The sequence below is a fragment of the Methylomonas sp. HW2-6 genome (assembly GCF_052474525.1).
Genome location: NZ_CP184124.1, coordinates 2,247,928 through 2,271,239, shown reverse-complemented (window position 1 = coordinate 2,271,239; position 23,312 = coordinate 2,247,928). Strand labels below are relative to the sequence as shown.

The following is a 23,312-nucleotide window of genomic DNA, read 5'->3' as shown; positions in this document are numbered from 1 at the left end:
GCCGGGCTTGACCGGTTATTGTCCCTCAACCGGCACCCGCTTTGCAATTTGCGGCCGGATTCGCCGCCTGCACCAGGCCGTCAACGCCGGGTATAACGATGCTTGACGCCGACCGGAAAATACTCGGCATCGCCGAAGGTGTGCAGCGTGATCTGCGGCAACTGGCGTTCGATTGGCGTGTAATGGGCGAACTCGCTGTTCAAGCGCAGCAATTGAGCTTTGACCGATTCGGCGATGGCCGGCACCATCTCCGCCGTCGGCTCGACGCCGGGCAACAGTTCCACCGCAATCTGCAGTTCCTTGTCGCCGTCGGCGGTTTCCCGGGTCTGCAATACGAACTTGCCGGTGGCCCAGGCCGCAATCTGCGGCTGCTCCAAACCGACCGTGACGTTCTCCGGATAAATATTGGCGCCGTAATACGACACCGTGAAATCGGCCCGGCCGAACACGAACACGAACGGCAATGCCCGCGGCCGGAATTCGGCCGGCAAGCCCAGATCGATATGCGATGTTACGCCGTATCGGCTTAAAAAATCCCGCATCTCGGCGAACGCGACCAAGCCGCCCTTGTCGGCGATGTGGTAGCGCAGCAGCGGTACGCTGGATGCGCCGGATACCACCAGGGTACCGTCGTGCAATTCGAAAAAGCGGCTGGCCGGATCGTATTGCACCAGGGTCGGGAGGCGCGACTCGCCGAACAAGGCCCGGGCCGCATCCGGCCGGTCGGCCAGCCAACGCCGGATCGCGACGCTGTAAGGGGTTTCGTTACCCAGCACGCCGCCGTCGGCGGTGCCGTACAACGACGCGCTATCGAAGCAAATATCTGCAGAGCCGGTGCGCCGGGCCAGCAAGCTGCGCCATTCCTCGCTGAACACTTCGCCGGCGAATACCAGCTTGGGCCGGTACTTTGCCCAATCGATACCTTCAGCGATGCCGGCGTCGATCACGTCCTTGACGAACGGCGGATAACCCAGCAACACGGTTTGTGCGAAGTGTGGCGCCAATTCGCGCACCACCCGCAGAATCTCGGCCTTGTTGTTGCCCGGCGTCGCCACCATCAGCGGATAGCCCTTGCGCGCCAGCTGCCAGCAGCAGGAGGTGCTAAAGATACCGCCGACCCAATTGCCCAAGGCAAAGCACACCACCGCCAAAGTACTACGCCGATCCGCTTGAAAGCTGTCGGCAAACACTTGCTCGAAACGCAGCGCCACTTCCAATTCGTCGGCGGCGGCGCGCGGCCAGAAGGTCGGCTTGCCGGTGGAACCGGACGACACCGCCACCCGGTCCGCGCCGTGCAAGCTGCCACCGAAGCAGCGTTCCGGCAGCGGATAGGCCTGCATGTAATCGGCCTTGCCCATCAACGGCAGATTGTTGAACGCGGCATAATCTTTGACCTGTGCCGGGTCGACCTGCCGCGCGGCCAGAAAATCGCGATAGGCCGGCACCTCGACGGCGCAGCGTTTGAACAGCTGCAAAAACTTGTGGCGGGCATCCAGCGCGGCATTCTCGGCCAGCAAACGATCCAGCGGCGTATTGACGAACCGATCGAACGCTTCGGCGGCCGGCGGCAACGGAAAATCGGACATGGCAATCCCCACGAAAAAAGTCGAAGCCAGATTGTAGCGCCATCCCGGCTCACCCCCAATCTCGTTAAGTTAAGGCCTTTTCACATCCTGCAGGAGCGGGAACAGCCTGCAACCGAAGGCTTATGATCACGGGCAGGGCCCGCTCCTACCATCCTTAACTCAACGACATTGAGCTCTCCCCAACCGGCATTTGCGCGATAATCGGCTTTTCCTCGTCCGACGTACCGATCATGCAAGCACTGGTTTTATCCGACACCTTGGCCTACCGTACCGACTTTGCCGAGCCGGTGCCGGCAGCGGACGCAGCCTTGATCGAACTTTGCCTGGCCGGCATCTGCGCCACCGATCTGGAACTGGCGCAAGGTTATGCCGGCTTCCGCGGCATTCCCGGTCACGAATTCGTCGGCAGGGTGGTGGCGGTCGGCGACCCGCAACACGACGCTTGGCTGCAACAAAGGGTGGTCGGCAGCATCAACATCGGTTGCCAAACCTGCCCGGAATGCCTGCAACACGGCCCGGAACATTGCCCGAACCGGCGCGTGCTAGGCATCCGCGGCCAAAACGGCGCCTTCGCCGACTATCTGACCCTGCCGATTCGCAACCTGCAGCGCATCCCCGACTCGGTGCCGGACAAGGCGGCGGTATTTACCGAACCGCTGGCGGCGGCCTTGCGCGTGGCCGAGCAACTGGCACAGCGGCCGGCCGGCGAAATCGCCGTGGTCGGTCCGGGCCGGCTCGGCCTGTTGATCGGCAAAGTGCTGGCCCTGGCCGGCCACGACGTCGTGATGCTGGGCCGGACGCCGGCTTCGCTGGCTTTGCCGTCAAGTTGGGGCTTGCAGACCGGTCTGGCCGCCGATTGCCCGGACAACCGTTTCGATTGCGTGGTCGATGCCAGCGGCAACGCCGCCGGCTTTACGGCAGCGCTACGCCTGACCCGACCGCGCGGCACGCTGGTATTGAAAAGCACTTTTGCCGCCGGCGCGGCGCTGGATTTAAGCAAAATCGTCGTCGCCGAAATTACGCTGCTCGGCTCGCGCTGCGGACCGTTCGCTGAGGCGTTGACGTTATTGGCGAAAGGCGCCGTACCGGTGGAGACATTGATAGACGGCGAATATCCGTTGCGCGACGGCGTCGCCGCGTTCGCCCATGCCGCCCAGCCCGGCGTGCGCAAAATCCTGCTGCGGCGCTAAACCGAATCTTGCCGATACAAACCGACGATGGTCCGGATATTGACCAGCATGGCCACACTCTCGGCCAACAACGCCGGCCAAGCCTGCCAATACAGGTCGTTGCCGATCCAGGCCAGGCTGGAGGCCAGCAAGGCGATGCGCATCCGCCGGTTGTCCAGATAAAACAACGCGACGGTGGTATTGATCGTCGCAAAGCCCGGCGCCAGCGATATCGGCCCCTGCCAGGAGCATGCGGTGAACGCGGCGAAAGCCAAGGTAAATCCGGCCGCCGTCCAATGTTTGCCGGCCCCGTGGGTCACATAAGCGGACAACAAGGTGCGCAACGCGGTGCCGGCCATGTTCAAGCCGGCGGTCCAGGCGTTCAATAAAAAATACTGACCAGCCCAAAACAAGGCCCCAGTCGCCGACCAGCGCCGAAACGCCCGGCCGCCCGGCAACCAGTAAGCGCGCCACTCCAGCACGATGCCGATACTGCCCACCGCATAGGCCAGGCTGTGCAAATCCAGGGTGTCGATCAGTGCGGCCAAAGGTGGCGGATTCCTTGTCGTAGAATTAAAGGCGGTCGGCCGTACCGTTAATGTTCAATACGGTAGCGGCTACAGTCCGACCAGGATGATATACGCTAATCCGGATCGGGCATACCGTCGGCCCAAGCCAATCTTAGGAACCCAAACCACCAAAGTCTGGACCTCATTGATGGAATACCCAGTCCGACAACTACGGAATGCTATGTTGCGGGCAGGATTAAACAGTGTGGAACTCAGGACGGATTCAAAAAACGAGTTAGTTTCTGACAGCCGGTTACGGAAGACGAACGAGGAATATGGCAACGGCGATATCGGGAACACCAAAACCGTGACGAAATGGATTTTCAGCGGCATGTTGATTTATTCATTACAAGCCGGTCAAACCCTCATTGTTATACACAAGTGCCGTCATGCCCGCACGACGCGTGCATCCAGTGCCATGGACTGTAACTTCAAGCTATCCTTGCGGCCTGGATTCCGGCAATCCCTGCCGGAATGAAGGTTACAAACAAAGATGTGTAAACGGCTAGGGTCAAACCCGGTTATGTCGCCAAAGCGGCGGATTGACCTTATTCCTCGATCCAACGCTGGATTAAATTAGGAATCTGCGCCGAAAACTGGGCCGCTTTAACCGACATCACCGAACAAAACTGGGAGTAAACGCAGGTTTGCACAGGTAGGCTGGGTTGAATGACAATCAAACCCAGCTTCGAAGCCGATCAGTTTTGAAATGCAAAACATATTTGAATGAAACAAAAATTGGTTACTTCAACGCATCTGCTGGGTTTCGGGTTGCTCTACCCAGCCTACGGACCTACAGGCCACACCTTTTCGCGCGAAGCGCATATCAAATCCCCTATGCCGCGCCGAGCACCGGAGGGTTTGGGCGGTTCAGCCCGGCAGGGGGCGCGGCAGGGATGCAGCGCGTTTTCGGAGGGCTAGGACAGCCCTTCCGAAAACCCCCGCTCAAACCCTTCGGCGCGCAGGATATAAGCGGCATCGGGGTGGCCTTTTCTTTGGATACTTTCTTTTGGCCAAACAAAAGAAAGTATCGCGGTTGCCGGTCCGCGAACCGGCGTTAAATTGAGCTTCGCGGTAGCGAAACAATATTCATACAAGTTTTAAATTCCGCGTGGGCACAAAAACCGTGCCCACCCTACCCGGCTGATCAACAGACGGTCATTTATTTTGATTAATAGGTTTTGGAGCAAAAATGGAACAACGTCACATTGATTCGATAACCTCACGCCTTGAGGATGTTTATTTGCATGGATGCGCGCATATAACGGATGCAGAACTTTATTACTGGTATGACAAAAAAAGAATCAGCGTTGAGCCATATCGTGATTTAGAAGCTCGTTGGCAACTAATTTCAAAGGGTGAAAAGGGACCGCTTATGAAGGTAGAAGGCCGGTCAGGTATTTTTCTTTTTGCGAAAGAAACAGTTGAGCAAGTTTATAACTCAATCGCCAAATATGAATAAATCTTAGAAAAGGAAATCAGAATGCACTCTAAATTTTGGACATTAAATATTTATTTTTTAACTATAAGTATTGGAGCGATACTTTACTCTTCTTCTGTGATTGCTACTGGTTATTCCGCCATTCGGCTCGCCACTGGTGAAAGCCCTTGGATTGAACAGCCGCAACTCAATTATTCTTGGCCATCTGATTTAAACAATAATGGGCAGGTCGTGGGAAACTCTGGTTTGGTATTGGGTGGGGTTGGTCGTAGTGCACTAGGTAATCTTTGGCAATCAGGCTCTGCAAATCCAATTACCTTGAACAGCTTCGCTGATCCCACCTTAACGTATGGCGGATTCAAAAGTGAAGTGCAACACCCAAAACACCAGTAAGGTATGCACATGGAAATTACCTCAAAGCGCTATCAACAGCTTCAGCCTGAAGAGCGAGTCACGATCAGCAGTCTGAAGCAACAAAACTACGGTGTTCGTGCCATAGCACGGGTGCTGAAACGTCCCGCCAGCTGCATCAGCCGAGAACTGGGTCGTAATAGCGCATCCGGTCATTACGGCAGCGTCCAAGCGCATCAGGCCTGTCAACGTCGGCGGCGACAATCCAGACCTCGGCAGAAACTGCATGTCGATGGCGTGTTGTTTGGTGTCGTCAAATATTTCCTTCAGCAAGGCTGGTCACCGGAGCAGATTGCTCTGGCGCAGGCGGCTCTCTATCCCAAAGGTCATGAGTATCGCGTGTCACACGAAACCATCTACAACTGCATCTATGCCCAACCGGTCGGCGAATTAAAGCGCGACCTGATTGCCTGTCTGCGCCAGGCCAAAAACAAACGGGTGCCGCGCAGCAAGGGCCAAGACCGTCGAGGTCAGATACCGGACATGCTCAGCATCCACCTGCGGCCTCCTGAAATCGAAGACCGCCAGTTTCCAGGGCATTGGGAAGGCGATCTCATCAAAGGCGCGGGTAATGCCAGCGCGGTGGGTACCTTGGTGGAACGTACCAGTCGCTTGCTGATGTTGATCAAACTACCCCATCCGCAGCCCGCCAGTGCCGCTAACGTACTGCAAGCCTTTACCGACAAACTCAACAGCATTGCCCAACCGATGCGGGTGAGCATGACTTATGACCAAGGCCGCGAGATGGCTTTACACAAGCAGCTTTCGGCCAATACCGGCATTGCCGTGTACTTCTGCGATCCTCATAGCCCCTGGCAGCGCGGCTCCAACGAAAATATGAACGGCCTGGTTCGTCAGTATTTGCCCAAGGGCACTGATCTGTCCGGTTACACGCAACAACAACTCGATGCCATTGCCGATCAAATCAACTCTCGACCCCGGAAAGGTCTTGGGGTACGCTGTCCGCTCGCTGTTTACAGGGAATTGCTGCTGAACAGCTCGCAACAGTCAACTCTCATTCATTAATATCGAGGTGTTGCACTTCACTTTTGAATCCGCCTATGCATAAAGTCCAGATCGCGCTCCTGCGCAAGCATATTCTTACGCTATTAACGACTCTGGTCAGATTGTAGGGATGGCAAATGTAGTAAGGAGTTACCAAAGCTCTAATATTTATGAGTTGAGTAGTCAGGCGGCTATTTGGCAACCAGGATCGACGACCCCTGAAAAACTGGGAACTCAAACAGATGATCGATACATTCCTAAAGTAATTAATAATAATGGCCAAATTGCCGGAATTTTTGTGCAACGTCCTGTTTTTGGGAATCTTATAACTCTGATCCCGTTTATTTGGATAATCCAAGCGTTTACTTCAGTGATGTTTTAGGTATCAATTCTGAGGGTCAAGTTGTTGGCTTTGTTGTGCCCACCGCCGGAACAGGCCAATTGTATGGCGCAGTTTGGCAATATGGCTCCAATATAAGACTATTGCACCCTTTTACTAGTGGTGTGGGCGCAATGGGTTATGCAATTAATGACGCCGGGCTGGTGGTTGGAGTTGCTGATAATAGTCCTACAGCCCATAGTAAGGCTGCGCTTTGGTTACCAAACACCGAGAGACCTGTCGATCTTGGTGGTGGTGATGGAAGTTTTGCCTATGGAATCAATGGCGATGCTCAGATTGTTGGTAGCATGATGTTGGACGATGGCCGCAGGGTGGCTACTTTTTGGGATACTGGATCAACAACTCCTATCGATTTAAACACATTTGTTGCTCTGCAGACGGGAGATTTTCTAACGTATGCCTATGGAATCAATGATGCTGGCCAGATTATCGCTTTATCGTCAAACCAAGCCGGAACAGAATTTTACGCTTATCTTTTAACGCCAGTATCAGTGCCTTTACCAGCTACAGCCATGTCATTCATGATCGGATTAATAGGCTTAATCTATACCAATAGGCGAACATGGATATAGTCGCGATTGGTGCGGTTCGTAAACTCACCACACCCTACAGCTGCTTTTGGATGAAGATTTGCCATTTACGCTTTTTTTCATCGGTCGGGTTTTGGCCGAACTCAGCCAAAATATACTGACACGCGCTTCTGCAATCCTAAGTATCCTTCATTGAGCTACTCGGCAAGTAGCCAACAAATGCCACCTCACCGCCCAACCGCCCGAATCTCCCCACGCAACCACGCCAACTCCGGATTGGCTTCTAAACCCGTCCGCCAAATTGCTGCGGAATCGGACGGCGAGATGGGTAGCGGCGGTTCCAGCATGATCAGATTGGCCGGTAGAGCCGATCCGACGTCGGCGCGGGAAGCGACCGTCAATACCAGGTCGGTGCCGGCGAGCAAGGCGGCGGCCAGCTCTCGCTCCCGGCTTTGTGCGGCCACCTCGGCCGGGTCCGGCGGGCGCGGATTTGATCCTGGCAAAGCATTTGCCGCTCCGCCCCCCCCCAAATCCGAACGGTTTTAAAGCCGCGCCTACCAAAAGTCGGGGCTGAATTTGCAATGACGAGCAAAGCCAAATAAGCTGCAGTCGGACGAAGCCGAAACCCGCTTGGCACCGGCGTGCGGGCTCGTCGCGATTCGGCCGGTTTAGCGGGCTCCGGCGATAACGCCGCAGAAAGCCGCGGTCGCACCTTTGTCGTGGCAGACCACGGCGAAGGTTTCGTAATGTTTTTCGCCCTAACTTTAACCGCAGCAATTTGCGGCATCGCGGTTTGGGTTTAACGGCATGAGTGCAGGGGGTAGGTATGAACGGTCACCAACACGATCGGCGCGGGCCGATGTTCCCGATGCGGTCTAACGCAGTCATTTTTTTCCTGGTGGCTTGGCTTGGCTCGGGCTGGGCGGCGGCGGACGAGCCGAACCTGAGGCAACGGGCGTTAACCTACCCGGTATTGATTCCGCGAGTACAGCCCGCATCAAGCGAGGCTGAACAACCGGCCAGCACCCAGCCGGCCCAGCGGGTTGACGACAAGGTGTCCACACCCGCGGTTCAGCGCTTGCCGGACCGAATGACGGTCAAACCGTCACTGCTGTCGCAAGATCAGATCCGGCTGAAAAAAGAACTGCACGCGCTAAACCGGCAGAAAAAACAGTTGGAACAAGAGGCGGCGAATGCCAGGAGTCAGCTCGATCAGAAACAGGCGCAGTTGAATCAAACCAGCCAACCCTTGTTAAAACAAAGACTGCAGTTGGAGATCAATCAGATCAACTCGCAACTGGGTAGTCTGCAACAGAACCTGCAAAACGTTGACCAACAGCGGCAAACCTTGATGATGCACATCACCGATAGCAGCGATTATCAAGACGATACCGAGGAGTTGACGCCTGCCGGTCAGACCGGTTCCGAAGGCCCCGGCCGCTGGAACCCCGATGGCCGTCAGAATTATTGTTTTATCGCCACGGCTGCTTACGGCAGTCCGCTGGCGCAGGAAGTGGTGGCCTTGAAACGCTTCAGGGACCGACATTTGCTGCCATACTCGCTGGGCCGCGCCTTCGTCGACGTTTACTACCGATATTCGCCGCCGGTCGCCGACTATGTCGCCCAACACCAAGCTGCCCGGATTGCGACGCGGATGCTGCTCTGGCCGCTGGTGGCGGCATTGAAACACCCTGCCCTGTTTTGGTTAAGCCTGTTGTTCGGGCTGGGTATAGCCGTTAAGCGCCAGCGTAAACCGGTTACCGGCGTCAAATTGTAAAGGCCGAGATGACGGCCATGAGTGGATTGCCCCCTTTGCGCCACGCCCTATTGGCCGGCGTGCTGAGCTGGGTCGCTGCCGGCTGTAATTTGCTGCACAGCGCGGAGAATTTGGATTTTCCGGACGATGCCGAGTCTGGCGCCATCATGACCGGTAACTGGCCCAGCCAAGCGCAGCGCTTGCGGGAACTCGGTTTGCGCGAGTTTAAACAACAACGCTACGATCTGGCGTTAAGCCATTATCGGCAAGCCCTGGCATTGGCGCACAACACCGAGCCGCCTGAATTCAGCGGCGATTTATTTTACAAAATCGGCCGTAGCCATCTAAAACTCCAGCAATACCAACAGGCCACGACCGCCTTTGAAAACGGCCTGCTGCAATTCGACGCCGAGCACGAGAATGAGCTGGCGATATTGCACAACATGTTGGGCACCACCTATCGAAAATTGGGCGCGATCGACAAAGCCGGGGCGCATTTGGAGCAGGCTCTAAGCTTGCGGCGTAAACTGGCCGACGGCTTGGGCGAAGCGAGGACGCTGGGCAATCTGGGATTGACTTATCTGGCGCAGGGCCGCTACGCCAAAGCGCTGGAGATCTACGATCAAGCCCAACAACGGTTCTCCGGATTGCCGGAGGCGTCAGTTCGCGACAAAGGCACCATCCTCAGCAATATCAGCGCGGTTTATGCCGAAATGGGCCGATACGACACGGCCCTGGCCCAGCAACGCCAAGCGCTGGCCATTTTCGAGGCTGCCGAGGATATCGACGTCCAGGCCGATATCGCTTCGGCTTACCACAATCTCGGTTATATCTACGCCGAACAAAAAGATCACCAGGCCGCAACCAAAGCCTTCGAACACGCCATTGCGATTCGCAAGCAGCTCAACGACCGTTTCGGCGTCGCGGAAACCCAAAATAATCTCGGGCTGACGCTAAGCGAGCAACAGCAGCACACGCCAGCGCTGGCCGTGTTATCGAGCGCACTCGACGTGTTGCAACAGCTCGGCACCCGTAAGCCGACCGCGGCCACTTACGATAGCATCGGCAGCGTTTACGCCCGCCTCGGCCAACTCGAACCGGCATTTAGCGCCTACTTGCAAGCGTTGGCAATCTGGCGCGACATTGGAGACCGCGACAATGCCAGAATCACCCTGGGGAACATCGGCGCCCTGTTCGAGCGGCAAGGTCAACAGACCTTAGCTATCGCCTTCTACAAGCAGTCCGTCAACCTCAGCGAACGGATACGCAAGGACTTGAAATCCCTGCCGGAACAGGATCAAAAAGCCTATCTGGCCAGAGTGCAGGGTTTTTACCGTAGTCTCGCCGATCTATTGCTGCGCCAGGACCGGGTGATCGAGGCCCAACAAGTACTGGATCTGTTAAAAGTGCAGGAAGCCGCCGACTTCCTCGGCCCGGTACGCGGCAACGAAACGACCGGCCAGGGTGTCGCCGAATTGCCGGCGGAGCAAGACATCTTAAAAAACTACGCCGCTTTGGAGCGACAAGCCATCAGCACCGGCCAGGCACTGGCGGCCTTGGACAAACTGGACCGCTCCCAGCGGAGCCCGGAGCAGCAAAAACACTGGCAGGAATTGGACCGGCAGCAACGCAGCCTGCAACGAGCCTTCGCAACCTTCATCGAAAGCCGCGAGATTCAGGCTCTGATCGGCAATCTGAGCCGGGAAGCCCGAACCGCATTGCCGGCCCTGGAACAACTGCGCTCGCTCAAGGACAATCTGGCGCGCTTGGGGACACAGACGGTGTTGCTCTATCCGTTGGTGTTGGACGACCGCTTGGAGATCGTCCTGATCGGGACGCTGAGTCCGCCATTGCATATTCCGGTGCCGGTGGACCGCGCAACATTGAATCAGGCGATTGTGGAACTGAGAACCGCCCTGACCCGGCGGCACAACGACGTCGAACAAAGGGCGCAGACACTTTACCGCTGGCTGGTACAGCCGATAGAACCCCATCTGCACCAGCTCGGTGCCAAAACCATTCTCTACGCCCCCGACGGCGTCCTGCGCTACATTCCGCTGGCAGCCTTGCACGACGGCCGGCAATGGCTGGCGCAACGCTTTAACACCGTCAACATAACCGCTCTATCTCTGACCGAACTCGAGACCCGGCCGCTGCGCGAGCCTAAATTGCTGGCGGCGGCCTTCGCCAGCGGCGATTACGATTTCACCTTGGGCGACCGGCATTTCGACTTCAAAGGACTGCCGTTTGCCGGCCTGGAAGTGAATGATCTGGCCGCTTTGTATCCGGGGGCGCTAAAGCTGGTCGACCGCAACTTCAGTCCCGCTGCGGTACTTCCGGAACTGAACCGGTTCAATATCATTCACTTCGCCACCCACGCGGCGCTGGTGTCAGGCAAGCCGGACGAATCGTTTATCCTGTTCGGCAACGGCGAACGGGTTACGGTCGATCAGGTCAAGTACGAGTGGTCGCTGGAAAACGTCGACTTGATTGCGCTCAGCGCCTGCGAAACCGCTTTGGGGGCGTCGCTGGGCAAGGGTGAGGAGATTTTGGGGCTGGGCTTTCTGATGGAAAACGCCGGAGCCCGCGCTACGCTGGCATCGCTATGGTCGGTGGACGACGGCGGCACCCAAGCCTTGATGAACGCTTTTTATCGCGCCCTGCAACAACCCGGCAACACCAAGGGCGATGCCCTCCGCCAAGCCCAGCTATCCATGATAACCGGCGCTTCCGGCTCCGGTTCCGACGAAGGCCGCGGCGTGCAGACCAGCGACGGCGACGGCGGCGTTTCTTTTAGCCACCCCTACTACTGGGCTCCCTTCATATTGATCGGTAACGGCCTTTGAGCCAATCGGCGGCGGCACCAGACCGACCGCCGCCCTTTAACCGACGGGTACACCAAAAAAGCCCCTGAGCAGGGGCTTTTTATAGATACGGTGGCGGCGTACTTTAGAACGGAATGTCGTCGTCGAAATCGTCATACGCGGCCGGGCCGGCAGGCGCCGGGCTGCCGCCAGCGCCTGCCGGGCGGTTGTCGTAGGCACTCGGCGGCGGCGTATTGCTGTCGGCGTAGCTGGTAGTGCCGCCGCTACGGCTGTCGAGCATGTTCATGTTTTCGGCGACGATTTCAGTGGTGTAGCGGTCCTGGCCGTCCTGGCCCTGCCATTTCTGGGTACGGATACGGCCATCGACGTAGACCTGGCTGCCCTTTTTCAAGTACTCGCCGGCGATTTTGGCCAAGCCGCTGAAAAACACCACCCGATGCCACTCGGTTTCTTCCTTGCGCTCGTTGGTATTGCGGTCGCGCCAGCGGCGGGTAGTCGCCAGCCGGATCGTGGTGATGGCGTCGCCGCTCGGCATGTAACGTACTTCCGGATCGGCGCCAAGGCGGCCGATCAGCATGACTTTGTTCAGCATGGTAGTCTCCGTGTGTTGTTCAGCAGCAGCCTAACGCCATTGCTGTAAAAATTGGTTGAGTTGGTCTTTGTCCAGGCGCTGGCTGTCGACCTTTAGATAAGCGGCGCGTTCTTCGAAATGCAGCCGGACTTCCTCGACGCCGGCAATCGCCAGCAATTGTTTGGAAAAGTCGCTACCCCGTTCGGCGGCAACGCCTTGCAACGGCAGCAGCAGATTGGCCCAATAGCGCGGCGGCGACATGAACAGCGCGATCAGCGCCCAACTGGCGGCCACCCCGGCCGAGAACAGGAACACGGCAACGGCGCCGAATTCGCCGTACAGCCAACCGCCGGCCGCCCCGCCCAGAAACGCACCGAGGAACTGGCCGCTGGAGTAAATCCCCATCGCGGTGCCTTTCAAATCGCCCGGCGCGGTCTTCGAGATCAACGACGGCAAGGTCGCTTCCAACAAATTAAAACCGCAGAAGAAAATCCACAGACAGGCGATCAGGCCGATCAGCTGGCCGTGCAATACCACGAAGCCGAGATTGGCGACGACCAGGGTCGCAATTGCGCCAAGAAACACCGGCTTCATCTTGCGTTTCTTCTCGGCAATGATGACGAACGGAATGATGCCGGCCATCGAGGTCACCAACACCGGCAAGTACACCATCCAGTGGCTACCACCGTCCAGACCGGCATCGCGCATCAGCAAGGGCACCACGACGAAGCTGGCCATCAGGATCAAATGCAAGGCAAAAATGCCGTAATTCAGGCGCAGCAGGTCGGGGTTGGTAATGACGCTGCTCAATTCCGACGGGATGTATTCGGCGTCGCGGTGAGTGCTGATTTTTTCCGGATTGGGTACGACGAACAGAATCACCAGAATCGCCAGCGCGGCCAGTAACGCGATCATCCAGAAAATGCCGGCAATGCCGAACTGGTGGGCGATGATCGGCCCCAGCGTGATGGCGACGCCGAACGATACGCCGATGCTGGCACCTATCGTCGCCATGGCTTTGGTGCGATGTACTTCCTGAGTCAAATCGGCGAGCAGCGCCATGACCGCCGCCGAAATCGCCCCGCAACCCTGCAAGGCCCGGCCGATCAGCACGCCGTAAATGTCGGTGGCCAATGCCGCCCAAATGCTGCCGGCCACGAATAACACCAGACCGATCACGATCACGGTCTTGCGGCTGAAGCGGTCGGACAGCAGGCCGAACGGAATTTGCAAAATGGCTTGGGTCAAGCCGTAAATACCCATGGTCAAACCGACCAGTTTCGGCGTGGAACCGGGCATTTGCTCGGTAAACAGCGACAACACCGGCAGCAGCATGAACAAACCCAGCATTCTGAGCGCATAGATACTGGCCAGCGACACGGTCGCCCGCTTCTCCATGGCCGTCATCGGACTGGTAATATCCTGAACCTGTGTCAAACCTGTAACTCCTCTTTGCCTCGGTACGATTTAAGCCGCTTATAGTACCAGTTTCTCGCCGGCTTCCTCCAGCGCGAACCGGCGAAATCGGCCGGGCGCCGGGCGCGGATTGCCGGCCTGCGCCGGTTGCGCGCCCACCCCAAGCCACGGCCCGCTTACCGACGATGCAGGCTCGCGATATACTCTGACTTTGCTTCGGACCCGGTCGGGTCCGTTAACCCCGAATTTCAAACTCGCCTCCCGGAGGGACGCCATGAACCGTTTCACCCTGCTGCATTTGACCGCCTTGCTGCTCGGCGGCAGCCTGCTCGGCGCCTGCTCGTTTTCCACCAGTTCGGAAAGCGCGTTCGACAGCTCGAAAGCCTTGTTCAACAGTGCTTCCAGCCCGTTTACGTCCAGTTCCGATTCCTCGGGCGACGCCAAGGAAAAATACGAGACAGACGTCGCCGATTACACGGCCGATTTCGTGGTCAGTTCCAGCGGCACGCTGGACAGCTTTCGCACCCGCTTGAGCGAACTGGCGGAAAACCACGGCATCACCGATTGGGAGAACGACCGCTACACCTACCTCGGCATCGGCCGCGGCCTGCGCAAAGTGAAGCTCGGCAAGCCGCAAATCTCGGCATTCACGGAAAGCCTGAGCCGTAACGATCCGATGAAAAAACAAGCCATCGAAGACGGCCTGAAAAAATAACCGGACCCCGCCATGCTGCAGCGTGCGCGCTTGGTTTTCGGCCGCTGGCTGGTTGGCGCGCTACTGGCGGCCGCGGCCGGATCGGTCGCCGCCGCCAGTTTCGACTTTTTGTACATCGAAGCCAACGAAGGCAACGCCAGCGGCGGCCACGCCGCGCTCCGTTTCGGCGACCGGGTTTACCATTTCCAGCACGTCGAGCCTGGCTTGTTACGGCTGTACCGCGACGACTTCGCCGCGTTCCGCTTCGCTTATGCCGACCAGCAGAACCGCACCCTGCACGGCCACCGCATCGAAGTCGCCGACGCCTACTACCATGCCTTGCAGGAGACTTTCGATAGCCGGCTGGCGCAACAAAATCGCGAACTCAGCGTGTTGCGCGCGTTACAGGAAGACGCCGATCTGAGCCGCGATCTGCAGGATTCGGAGCAGGTTCCGCAACTGCGTCTGCGGGCGCTAGGCTATTTTCTGGAAGAGTATCGGGCCGCACCGATTCCGGCTGCGGCCGCAGGCGGCGACAGTCCGGAACTGGCGGCATTGCGCGCGGCGGCGCTGCAAAAGTACGGCCCGGATTTTCTGGCGCAAAAGCGCCGGGCCCTATGGCAGGAGTTGTTGACGCTGACACCGGACGATTTGGCGCAAGCGAGCGCTTCGGTCCAGCCGGCCGGTCGTTTGACTTTCGCCCAGCAATACAAAAACCGCTTGCTGAACCTGGCCGCGCTCGACCTGCTGCTGGCCGGCAAGTCGCCGCGCGCCGATGCGTTATTGACCCTGAGCGGCGCGCATTACCGGCTGAGCGAAGCGCAGCAAAACACACTCATCCAATATCGGGACCAAACCCGCGCCGATCTGCTCCGGCTGCTGCACAGCGAGCGGCCGGACTGGGGTTATCCGTTGTTGGTGGGCATGGCCCGACTGCACGCCCTGCAGCAATCCTTGGCCGGCGGCTATCTGACGGTGCTGGATCGGCGCGCCGCCGACGCCGACCCGTATGCGCCGGCCGTCGACCTGCCGACCGCGCTGCAGTATTCCCGGCAATTATTGAGCGCCGCCAACGCCCAATTGGCTGCGGCGCAAGCGCTCGACGAACGCGGCTATGCCACGATCGAACACGGCGCGAATGCGGTATTCGCCTTGGAACGCGCCCTATCGGAACAACCAGCCGCCGCCCTACCCCGCTTCAGCAATACGCCGGACAAATCCGCGTCGGCGGACTGGCCCCGCCCACCGCTGCCGGCGGCGACAGCCGAGGCTTACCGCGCCGGTGCAGCCGCCCGTTTGGCCGATTACCGCCGGCAATTGTTCGAGCGCTACGCTTACCATCTAGTGCAGCGCAATTGCGTGACCGAAATCTTTCAGTTGCTGAATGCAACCGCCGCCCAAGCGTCGGCCACAGTCGATGCATCCGACCTGGCGACGCTATCCGAGCAGGCGCTGGGCGCTTATCTGGACGGCCATTTTCCGAATCCGATTCCGTTCGTCGCCTTCGACCGGGTCGGCGAACGCTACCGCACCGTTGCCAGTTACCAACTGCCCGCCTACCGCGACCGGCAGATTCGAGAGCGTTACCGGACCGCGCCGGATTGGTGGGTGGATCTACAGGAATCGAACAGCTTGACCTCGTCCTTATACCGCTGGCAAGGCAGCGACGCCGCCTTCGTGTTTTTCACCCAGGACGCGGTCTGGCCGCGGCCGCTGCAAGGCGGCGTCAATCTGGCCGCAGCGGCGCTGGAAACCGGATTCGGCCTACTGAGCTGGCCGTGGGACGCGGGGCAACACGTCACAAAAGGCATGAAAGGCTGGGCGGTCAGTCTGCCGGAGTTGGTGTTTTTCAACATTCGCAAGGGCTCGTTTCCGCATTTGTTGCCGGACGTAACCGCACCCAACAACTGAATCGGTATCTGCTGGTTAAAACGGTACTTGTCGCATCATCGATACCCGGTTCCGGTTCGCCTTTGGGGGTGACGAAAATCTTTACCTCGTCATCAATCCCCCTTTGCCCAAGCCCCGGCATTCCCCGTATAGTATCCGGCTGTTAAAAATCCCAGGACTTTACCGCAGTGGACACCATCAGCATACGCGGCGCCCGCACCCATAATCTGAAAAACATCGATCTGGACTTGCCGCGCGACAAGTTGATCGTCATCACCGGCCTGTCCGGTTCCGGCAAGTCGTCGCTGGCCTTCGATACCATTTATGCCGAGGGTCAGCGCCGCTACGTCGAGTCGTTGTCAGCCTACGCCCGCCAGTTCTTGTCGATGATGGAAAAGCCGGACGTCGACCATATCGAAGGCCTGTCGCCGGCGATTTCGATCGAGCAAAAATCCACCTCGCACAATCCGCGTTCCACAGTCGGCACCATCACCGAGATTTACGATTATCTGCGGCTGCTGTACGCCCGGGTCGGCATTCCGCGCTGCCCGGAGCATGGCGTGTCGCTGCAGGCGCAGACCGTCAGCCAGATGGTCGATCAGGTGCTGGCGCAGCCGGAAGGCGAGCGCTGGATGTTGCTGGCACCGGTGATCAACGATCGCAAGGGCGAACACGTCTTATTGCTGGAAGACTTGAAGGCGCAAGGCTTTTTGCGCGCCCGCATCGACGGCGAAGTCTACGAACTGGACGAGCCCCCTGCCCTGGATTTAAAGAAAAAGCACACCATCGAAGTCATCGTCGACCGCTTCAAAATCAGGGACGACATTCAATTGCGTTTGGCCGAATCGTTCGAGACCGCGCTACGGTTATCCGAAGGCCTGGCGATTGCCGCGTCGATGGAAAACGATCAGCAATTGCTGTTCTCCGAGCGTTACGCCTGCCCGCATTGCGGCTACAGCCTCAGCGAGCTGGAACCGCGCATCTTCTCGTTCAACAACCCGAAAGGCGCCTGCCCCAGTTGCGACGGCCTGGGCGTACGCCAACATTTCGATCCGCAATTGGTGGTGCACAACCCGGACATCAGTCTGGCCGGCGGCGCGGTGCGCGGCTGGGACCGGCGCAACGCCTATTACTACCAGATCATTTGCGCGCTGGCGGCGCATTACAACTTCGACCCGGAAGCGCCGTTCGCCAAGATTCCGCGCGACGTGCAAGCCATCATTCTTTACGGCAGCGGCAACCAAAACATCGAGTTTCAGTTCCAGATGGGCAACGCCAAACCCAAGGTGTCGCGCCATCCGTTCGAAGGCATCATTCCCAACATGGAGCGCCGCTACCGGGAGAGCGACTCGCAAATGGTGCGCGACGAACTGGCGAAATATCTGGCGCAACAGACCTGCTCGGTCTGCGACGGCGCCCGGCTGAACATCGGCGCCCGCAATGTGTTCGTCGAGGACCAGCCCTTACACCATTTGACCCGGCTGCCGATCCGCGACGCCTTGCATTTTTTCCAGGCCTTGACCATCGCCGGCCATCGCGGCGAGATCGCCGCCAAAATCAATAAAGAGATTCAGGAGCGGCTGGAGTTTTTAGTCAACGTCGGCCTGGATTATCTGACGCTGGACCGTAGCGCCGACACGCTGTCCGGCGGCGAAGCCCAGCGCATCCGCCTCGCCTCGCAGATCGGCGCCGGCCTGGTCGGCGTGATGTATGTGCTGGACGAACCTTCCATCGGTTTACATCAGCGCGATAACGAACGCCTGTTGAACACACTGTTCAGACTGCGCGACCTCGGCAATACCGTGATCGTGGTCGAACACGACGAAGATGCGATCCGCGCCGCCGACCACATCGTCGACATCGGCCCCGGCGCCGGCGTCCACGGCGGCCAGATCGTTGCGCAAGGTACGCCGGCGCAAATTTTGGCCGACGCCAACTCGCTGACCGGCCAATACCTGTCCGGCGCCGAAACCATTGCGGTACCGAAGAAAACCATCGCCAACGACCCGGCCCGGCAATTAACCATCAAAGGCGCCAGCGGCAACAACCTGAAAAACGTCACGGCCAGTTTTCCGGTGGGGCTTTTGACGTGCGTGACCGGCGTGTCCGGTTCCGGCAAATCGACCTTGATCAACGATACGCTTTATAGCCATGCCGCTCGCGTCATCAACGGCGCCAGTTGCATACCGGCGCCGTGCGCGGCCATCGAAGGCCTGGAGCAGTTCGACAAGGTGGTCGACATCGACCAAAGCCCGATCGGCCGGACCCCAAGATCGAACCCCGCCACCTACACCGGCATTTTCACGCCGATCCGCGAATTGTTTGCGGCAGTGCCGGAAGCCCGCTCACGCGGCTACAACCCCGGCCGCTTCAGCTTCAACGTCAAGGGCGGCCGCTGCGAGGCCTGTGCCGGCGACGGCGTGATCAAGGTGGAAATGCATTTTCTGCCCGACATCTTCGTGCCCTGCGACATCTGCCACGGCAAGCGCTACAACCGCGAAACCCTGGAAATCCGCTACAAAGGCAAGACCATCCACGAAGTGCTGGAAATGACGGTCGAAGACGCCGCGGCGTTTTTCTCGGCCATCCCCAGCCTGGCGCGCAAACTGCAAACCCTGATCGACGTGGGCCTGAGCTACATCACGCTGGGCCAGAACGCGGTAACCCTGTCCGGCGGCGAAGCGCAGCGAGTCAAGCTGGCGAAGGAACTGTCGAAACGCGACACCGGCACCACGCTGTACATCCTCGACGAACCGACCACCGGCCTGCACTTCCACGACATCAAACAATTGCTGAGCGTACTGCACACCCTGCGCGACCACGGCAACACCCTGATCGTGATCGAACACAACCTGGACGTGATCAAGACCGCCGACTGGATCGTGGACATGGGCCCGGAAGGCGGCAGCGGCGGCGGCACGCTAGTCGCGGAAGGCACGCCGAAGCAGATTGCCAAGCATAAGACTTCGCATACTGGAGCTTATTTGAAGCGGTTTTTCAGTTAATGCAACTTGCCGCCGCGCGATGGACTGCTGATTAGAATCAGTCCCATAAAGGGTAGACGAAGGAGACGAGCCATGGCCCTAGCGCTAAAAGACCGGCAACAATACACCTACGGCGAATATCGACAATGGCTGGACGACGTGCGCTACGAATTGATCGACGGTGCCGCCTATCTGATGTCGCCGACACCCGATTTGGCCCATCAAGACGTTGCCGGGGAAATTTATTGTCAAACCGCCAACGCATTGCAAGGCAGTTCCAGCCGCGCCTTCATCGCGCCGCTGGACGTACGCCTACCGAGCCACGACGAAGCAGACGAACTGATAACCAGCGTCGTACAACCCGATGTGTTAGTCGTCTGCGACGCCAACAAACTGGACAGACGCGGCGTGCGCGGTGCGCCGGACTGGGTCGTGGAAGTGTTGTCGCCGTCCACTGCCAGTCACGACCAGATCAAAAAACGCGATTTATACCAACGCCATGGTGTGCGCGAATACTGGCTGGTGCATCCCATCGACCGCCTGCTGTTCGTCTAAAAGCTGCACAAAGGCGAATACGGCAAACCCGAGCTGTACCCGCTGGAAGGCGAAACTCAGGTCGGCATTCTGCCGGAGATCGTGATCCGTTGGGACGAGTTGGTCGCGCGCTTGCCCAAGGATTATTGAAGGATACAGCGGCGTCATCTAGGCCTGCACAGCCAAACCTGCCGTTTAGCCGAGGACGTTCGTGCTGATGCCACCTGCATGGCAATTTTGCGCCGCGGCGACGAAATCGTGGTGCGCCAAACGCCCGTCAATGCCTCAGCTTCGAAGCCCTAATGCCTTGGCGGTTGATTTCATCGCCGAAAGCAATCACAAAAGCCGCAGCAAAAGCCACTGCTCTATCGGGCAGATTGCCAAAAAATGTGAAATGCATCATACCAAAAACGGCCGATTGTAAAAAAAACTGACAGAGGCTCAGTCACCCTGATGGATGTGAAAATCGGTTTTAATTGATTGAAATCAAACAAAACTATGATTTTTAACTTGACACTCCACTATTTAAAATCGGCCACTGCCGTCGATTGATGTGCATAAAAAGCTGACACCCACGGATTCGACGATGTCGAAACCGCAAAAACCCGCTAACGCCAGAGCTTTACCCCTCACGCCTGCGCACTTGCAGCAGGCGTTCTTGGCCGTCTGCCAACAACGCCGGCAGTTTCCGGCGGATGCCGATATCCGGCACTGGCGACGGCATTGGCCGGCGCGCAAGAGCGGGCTATTGGCGAAGATTCATAGCGGTGACTATCGATTTTCCCCGCAGCATCGGCTGTGCAAAACCGATGGACAGATCGTGCATCTATGGTCGGCTGAAGACGCGGTGGTCATCAAGCTGTTGAGCGCTTGGCTGCAGGACAGGCTGTCCGTGTCGCCGGCCTGCGTGCATGTCAAAGGCCATGGCGGCCTCAAGCGCGCCGTGACCCAGATCCAGGCCAAGCTGGGCGACTACCGCTTTGTCTGCAAAACCGATGTCAAGGGCTACTACCCAGCCATCAGCCCAGACACGCAGCTCAATCAAAACTGCTACGCGACCCTAAAGCCGATGTAGGGTGTGGTGAGTTTACGAACCGCACCGTCCGCGAACGATGCGCTTCACCTTGTTCAGCACATCCTACAGACCTAAACAGACTGTCTTGAAAATCCCCTCTCCTCGCGGGAGAGGGCTGGGGTGAGGGGAATAGCCTTAAACCAAACCTGCAACCGCTTGCCCTGACAGCAACACCCCCGACAAAACCTTCATCGGCAAGATCGAGCATGGTTTTGATTTTCTCGGTTACCGCTTTTCCCGGCAACCCTTGCAACTGGCGACCGTCACGGTCGAAAAACACGTTGAACTACTGCACCGGCTTTATGAGCAACAGACCCGGAAAAAAGCCAACTCAGTGGAGCTGACCACGGTTCTGGGGCAGTACCGTCAACGCTGGCGGCGCTGGTGTACTGCCGGATTGGGCGACATTGTTAAACAGGAACCCTTTTACCCCGAGTACGCAACCATCGTTGACTTAACAGACCGATCCCGAGCAGCATCAGGGTACTAGGCTCGGGGACGGTCGCCGGTTGGCTTTTTGTCCAGACCGCATACGTGCGGCCGGACGACCCTGCATTGTAATGATTGATCGTGGACATGGTTTCTACGCTATAGGGTTGTCCACTAGTTGGGAGTAGTGATCCTATAATATCCACGTAATCAGGGTAGGTAGTGGACAAACGGTAAGGTGTTAATAATATACAGTTGCCGAATCCAGACGCCTCACAACCGGAGATCCTCGTCGGGGCTTGGACGAAACGAGTATCGTATTGTAACAGCGCTAACAATGCGTCACTCGCACCATAAACGTCAGCAGCTATAAACGGGAAATCACTCTGCTCATCACAGCCGCTAAACAATCCCGCGCAGGTGCCGTTTCCGATGACTACATCGTATTTGTTTACCCCGACTAATATATCGCGTGCGCCAGTCAAAATACCGTTAGCATCGGTGACGAGCGAAGCAGCGCTGCTACTGTGCAGAGGCAGCAGCAACAGAAATAAAACAGCGGTTAGGGTGCGTAGCATGTGTCCTCCAAGGGGGATGTAGTAAAGGCAAATCGCCTGGCTATTTTGCAAGCATGAACTGGGCCAGTCGAAACTTTTATGTCACCGATCTTTAGTCGAATGAATGACCGGGCAGGCGACGTGGAAAGTTTGTACGCAAAGCCGATGGGGGTCTTAATGAGGCCATCGCCTACCTAAATCTGCCGTCAGGTGTCCTTGGAAGCACTGGTGGCACACCCGAGTCTACCGCTTTGGGTATTGGCTTCCGGATAGTCTTAAAAATGGCAGCAACACGCCCTGTAATCCAAACTTTTGCAGCAACCCGATGACTACCGGCATAAGGCTAGGGCCGTAGGTCCGATTAGTGAAACGTAATCGGACGAATTTGAGGCCTTCATTCCTCCGAATACGCTGCGCTATTCGGAGCTACGCGAGCTGCCGTGAAAGCCCCCTCTCCTCGCGGGAGAGGGCTGGGGTGAGGGGAATAGCCCTGAATCAAACCTGCAACCGCTTGCCCTGACAGCAACACCCCGCCAAAACCACCCTCGGCACGATCGAGCACGGTTTTGATTTTCTGGGTTACCGCTTTTCCCGGCAAGCCTTGCAACTGGCGGCCGTCACCGTCAAAAAACACGTTGAACTACTGCACCGGCTTTATGAGCAACAGACCCACAAAAAAGCCAGTTCCGAGGAACTGGCTTCGGTTCTGGGACAGTACCGTCAACGCTGGCGGCGCTGGTGTAAGGCCGGATTGGACGACATTGTTAAACAGGAACCCTTTTGCCCCGAGTACGCAACCATCGTTGACTTAACAGACCGATCCCGAGCAGCATCAGGGTACTAGGCTCGGGGACGGTGGTGGGGGGTGATTGCGACCACACGGCATACGTATTATCACTGCGTCGACTTGTATCGCGACTGGGAAGTATTAAGTCGGGCCTTACTGTGAGTCCGACAGGTGTTAATCTCAAACTTGCTATCGATACACCGCCTAAGAAGTTTACGGAGAAGGGAGTAAAAATGTCACATACATCTGGGTTACTACAACCTTGAACTAACGTTGGCGATCTATTAAAGATAGGATTTGCTTCGATTAAAAACAATAATTTAAGAAGTGCGCCGTTTGCAATATCTCTGTTACCGAAAGGAAAATCACTCCGCAGGTCACAACCATTGTAGAGGCCGGGGCACGTGCCGTCAGCGAAAGATACATCGAACAAGGTTCCCTGAACATCAATGCCGGTCGCCCCTTTCAATATACCATTGTCGGTGACGAGCGAAGCAGCGCTGCTACTGTGCATGGGCAGCAGTAACAGAAATAAAACGGCGGTTAAGATGCGTAGCATGTGTCCTCCAAGGATGTAGTAAAGGCAGATCGCCTGGCTATTTTGCAAGCATGAACTGGGCCAGTCGAAACTTTTATGTCACCGATTATTAGTCGAATGAATGACCGGGCAGGCGACGTGGAAA

19 protein-coding genes are annotated in these 23,312 nt (G+C 57.6%); 12 read left to right on the top strand and 7 right to left on the bottom strand.

The features are described from left to right. Positions 1-80: 80 nt before the first annotated feature. Positions 81-1,586, bottom strand: a complete 1,506-nt coding sequence (locus ACH518_RS11440) for a phenylacetate--CoA ligase family protein (protein ID WP_445370162.1) — start codon at positions 1,584-1,586, stop codon at positions 81-83. 230 nt (positions 1,587-1,816) lie between these two features. On the opposite strand from ACH518_RS11440, the gene ACH518_RS11435 reads away from it, so the two are divergent. Then, positions 1,817-2,776, top strand: coding sequence for an alcohol dehydrogenase catalytic domain-containing protein (locus ACH518_RS11435; RefSeq protein WP_445370161.1), 960 nt, complete (start codon positions 1,817-1,819; stop codon positions 2,774-2,776). Here ACH518_RS11435 and ACH518_RS11430 read toward each other — a convergent pair. Then, complete coding sequence (locus ACH518_RS11430) at positions 2,773-3,303, bottom strand: YgjV family protein (RefSeq protein ID WP_445370160.1); 531 nt, start codon at positions 3,301-3,303, stop codon at positions 2,773-2,775. The genes ACH518_RS11435 and ACH518_RS11430 overlap by 4 nt on opposite strands. A gap of 1,213 nt (positions 3,304-4,516) precedes the next feature. Here ACH518_RS11430 and ACH518_RS11425 point away from each other — a divergent pair. From ACH518_RS11425 to ACH518_RS11410, 4 genes are all read left to right on the top strand, one after another. After that, complete coding sequence (locus ACH518_RS11425; RefSeq protein WP_445370159.1) at positions 4,517-4,786, top strand: hypothetical protein; 270 nt, start codon at positions 4,517-4,519, stop codon at positions 4,784-4,786. Positions 4,787-4,807: 21 nt separating this feature from the next. Further along, on the top strand, positions 4,808-5,158 hold the full coding sequence (locus ACH518_RS11420) for a hypothetical protein (RefSeq protein WP_445370158.1): 351 nt from the start codon (positions 4,808-4,810) through the stop codon (positions 5,156-5,158). Between the two features lie 9 nt (positions 5,159-5,167). Beyond that, entirely contained in the window at positions 5,168-6,202 is a 1,035-nt protein-coding gene (locus ACH518_RS11415; protein WP_445370157.1) for an IS30 family transposase, read from the top strand. A gap of 324 nt (positions 6,203-6,526) precedes the next feature. Then, complete coding sequence (locus ACH518_RS11410; RefSeq protein WP_445370156.1) at positions 6,527-7,153, top strand: hypothetical protein; 627 nt, start codon at positions 6,527-6,529, stop codon at positions 7,151-7,153. Positions 7,154-7,338: 185 nt separating this feature from the next. On the opposite strand, the gene ACH518_RS11405 is transcribed toward ACH518_RS11410, so the two are convergent. Continuing rightward, positions 7,339-7,614: a hypothetical protein gene (locus tag ACH518_RS11405; protein ID WP_445370155.1), complete on the bottom strand. Its 276-nt coding sequence runs from the start codon at positions 7,612-7,614 to the stop codon at positions 7,339-7,341. Between the two features lie 323 nt (positions 7,615-7,937). On the opposite strand from ACH518_RS11405, the gene ACH518_RS11400 reads away from it, so the two are divergent. Both ACH518_RS11400 and ACH518_RS11395 read left to right on the top strand, forming a co-directional pair. After that, a complete protein-coding gene (locus ACH518_RS11400; RefSeq protein ID WP_445370154.1) occupies positions 7,938-8,888 on the top strand; it encodes a CFI-box-CTERM domain-containing protein in 951 nt (316 codons plus the stop codon). Between the two features lie 17 nt (positions 8,889-8,905). Beyond that, on the top strand, positions 8,906-11,713 hold the full coding sequence (locus tag ACH518_RS11395) for a CHAT domain-containing protein (protein WP_445370153.1): 2,808 nt from the start codon (positions 8,906-8,908) through the stop codon (positions 11,711-11,713). 103 nt (positions 11,714-11,816) lie between these two features. Here ACH518_RS11395 and ACH518_RS11390 read toward each other — a convergent pair whose 3' ends face one another. Together ACH518_RS11390 and ACH518_RS11385 are read right to left on the bottom strand one after the other, a co-directional pair. Then, positions 11,817-12,284, bottom strand: coding sequence for a single-stranded DNA-binding protein (locus tag ACH518_RS11390; protein WP_140912330.1), 468 nt, complete (start codon positions 12,282-12,284; stop codon positions 11,817-11,819). Between the two features lie 30 nt (positions 12,285-12,314). After that, complete coding sequence (locus ACH518_RS11385; protein WP_445370152.1) at positions 12,315-13,700, bottom strand: MFS transporter; 1,386 nt, start codon at positions 13,698-13,700, stop codon at positions 12,315-12,317. Positions 13,701-13,953: 253 nt separating this feature from the next. Between ACH518_RS11385 and ACH518_RS11380 the strand changes: the two genes are divergently transcribed. From ACH518_RS11380 to ACH518_RS11360, 5 genes are all read left to right on the top strand, one after another. Then, on the top strand, positions 13,954-14,394 hold the full coding sequence (locus tag ACH518_RS11380; protein WP_445370151.1) for a putative lipoprotein: 441 nt from the start codon (positions 13,954-13,956) through the stop codon (positions 14,392-14,394). A gap of 12 nt (positions 14,395-14,406) precedes the next feature. Continuing rightward, positions 14,407-16,284 (top strand): hypothetical protein, encoded by a 1,878-nt coding sequence (locus ACH518_RS11375; protein ID WP_445370150.1) that lies wholly within the window; start codon positions 14,407-14,409, stop codon positions 16,282-16,284. 167 nt (positions 16,285-16,451) lie between these two features. Continuing rightward, entirely contained in the window at positions 16,452-19,268 is a 2,817-nt protein-coding gene (uvrA, locus tag ACH518_RS11370; RefSeq protein ID WP_445370149.1) for an excinuclease ABC subunit UvrA, read from the top strand. Between the two features lie 72 nt (positions 19,269-19,340). Next, positions 19,341-19,802 (top strand): Uma2 family endonuclease, encoded by a 462-nt coding sequence (locus ACH518_RS11365; RefSeq protein WP_445370148.1) that lies wholly within the window; start codon positions 19,341-19,343, stop codon positions 19,800-19,802. Positions 19,803-20,367: 565 nt separating this feature from the next. Then, a complete protein-coding gene (locus ACH518_RS11360) occupies positions 20,368-20,856 on the top strand; it encodes a hypothetical protein (protein WP_445370147.1) in 489 nt (162 codons plus the stop codon). A gap of 410 nt (positions 20,857-21,266) precedes the next feature. On the opposite strand, the gene ACH518_RS11355 is transcribed toward ACH518_RS11360, so the two are convergent. Together ACH518_RS11355 and ACH518_RS11350 are read right to left on the bottom strand one after the other, a co-directional pair. After that, a complete protein-coding gene (locus ACH518_RS11355) occupies positions 21,267-21,863 on the bottom strand; it encodes a PEP-CTERM sorting domain-containing protein (protein ID WP_445370146.1) in 597 nt (198 codons plus the stop codon). 743 nt (positions 21,864-22,606) lie between these two features. Next, positions 22,607-23,188: a PEP-CTERM sorting domain-containing protein gene (locus ACH518_RS11350; RefSeq protein ID WP_445370145.1), complete on the bottom strand. Its 582-nt coding sequence runs from the start codon at positions 23,186-23,188 to the stop codon at positions 22,607-22,609. Positions 23,189-23,312: the final 124 nt, after the last annotated feature.

Excerpts from the sequence above, each read along its gene's own strand:
- ACH518_RS11440 (WP_445370162.1), bottom strand. The coding sequence starts at position 1,586 with ATGTCCGATTTTCCGTTGCCGCCGGCCGCCGAAGCGTTCGATCGGTTC.
- ACH518_RS11435 (WP_445370161.1), top strand. The coding sequence starts at position 1,817 with ATGCAAGCACTGGTTTTATCCGACACCTTGGCCTACCGTACCGACTTT.
- ACH518_RS11425 (WP_445370159.1), top strand. The coding sequence starts at position 4,517 with ATGGAACAACGTCACATTGATTCGATAACCTCACGCCTTGAGGATGTT.
- ACH518_RS11420 (WP_445370158.1), top strand. The coding sequence starts at position 4,808 with ATGCACTCTAAATTTTGGACATTAAATATTTATTTTTTAACTATAAGT.
- ACH518_RS11415 (WP_445370157.1), top strand. The coding sequence starts at position 5,168 with ATGGAAATTACCTCAAAGCGCTATCAACAGCTTCAGCCTGAAGAGCGA.
- ACH518_RS11400 (WP_445370154.1), top strand. The coding sequence starts at position 7,938 with ATGAACGGTCACCAACACGATCGGCGCGGGCCGATGTTCCCGATGCGG.
- ACH518_RS11395 (WP_445370153.1), top strand. The coding sequence starts at position 8,906 with ATGAGTGGATTGCCCCCTTTGCGCCACGCCCTATTGGCCGGCGTGCTG.
- ACH518_RS11390 (WP_140912330.1), bottom strand. The coding sequence starts at position 12,284 with ATGCTGAACAAAGTCATGCTGATCGGCCGCCTTGGCGCCGATCCGGAA.
- ACH518_RS11380 (WP_445370151.1), top strand. The coding sequence starts at position 13,954 with ATGAACCGTTTCACCCTGCTGCATTTGACCGCCTTGCTGCTCGGCGGC.
- ACH518_RS11375 (WP_445370150.1), top strand. The coding sequence starts at position 14,407 with ATGCTGCAGCGTGCGCGCTTGGTTTTCGGCCGCTGGCTGGTTGGCGCG.
- ACH518_RS11365 (WP_445370148.1), top strand. The coding sequence starts at position 19,341 with ATGGCCCTAGCGCTAAAAGACCGGCAACAATACACCTACGGCGAATAT.
- ACH518_RS11360 (WP_445370147.1), top strand. The coding sequence starts at position 20,368 with ATGTCGAAACCGCAAAAACCCGCTAACGCCAGAGCTTTACCCCTCACG.
- ACH518_RS11355 (WP_445370146.1), bottom strand. The coding sequence starts at position 21,863 with ATGCTACGCACCCTAACCGCTGTTTTATTTCTGTTGCTGCTGCCTCTG.
- ACH518_RS11350 (WP_445370145.1), bottom strand. The coding sequence starts at position 23,188 with ATGCTACGCATCTTAACCGCCGTTTTATTTCTGTTACTGCTGCCCATG.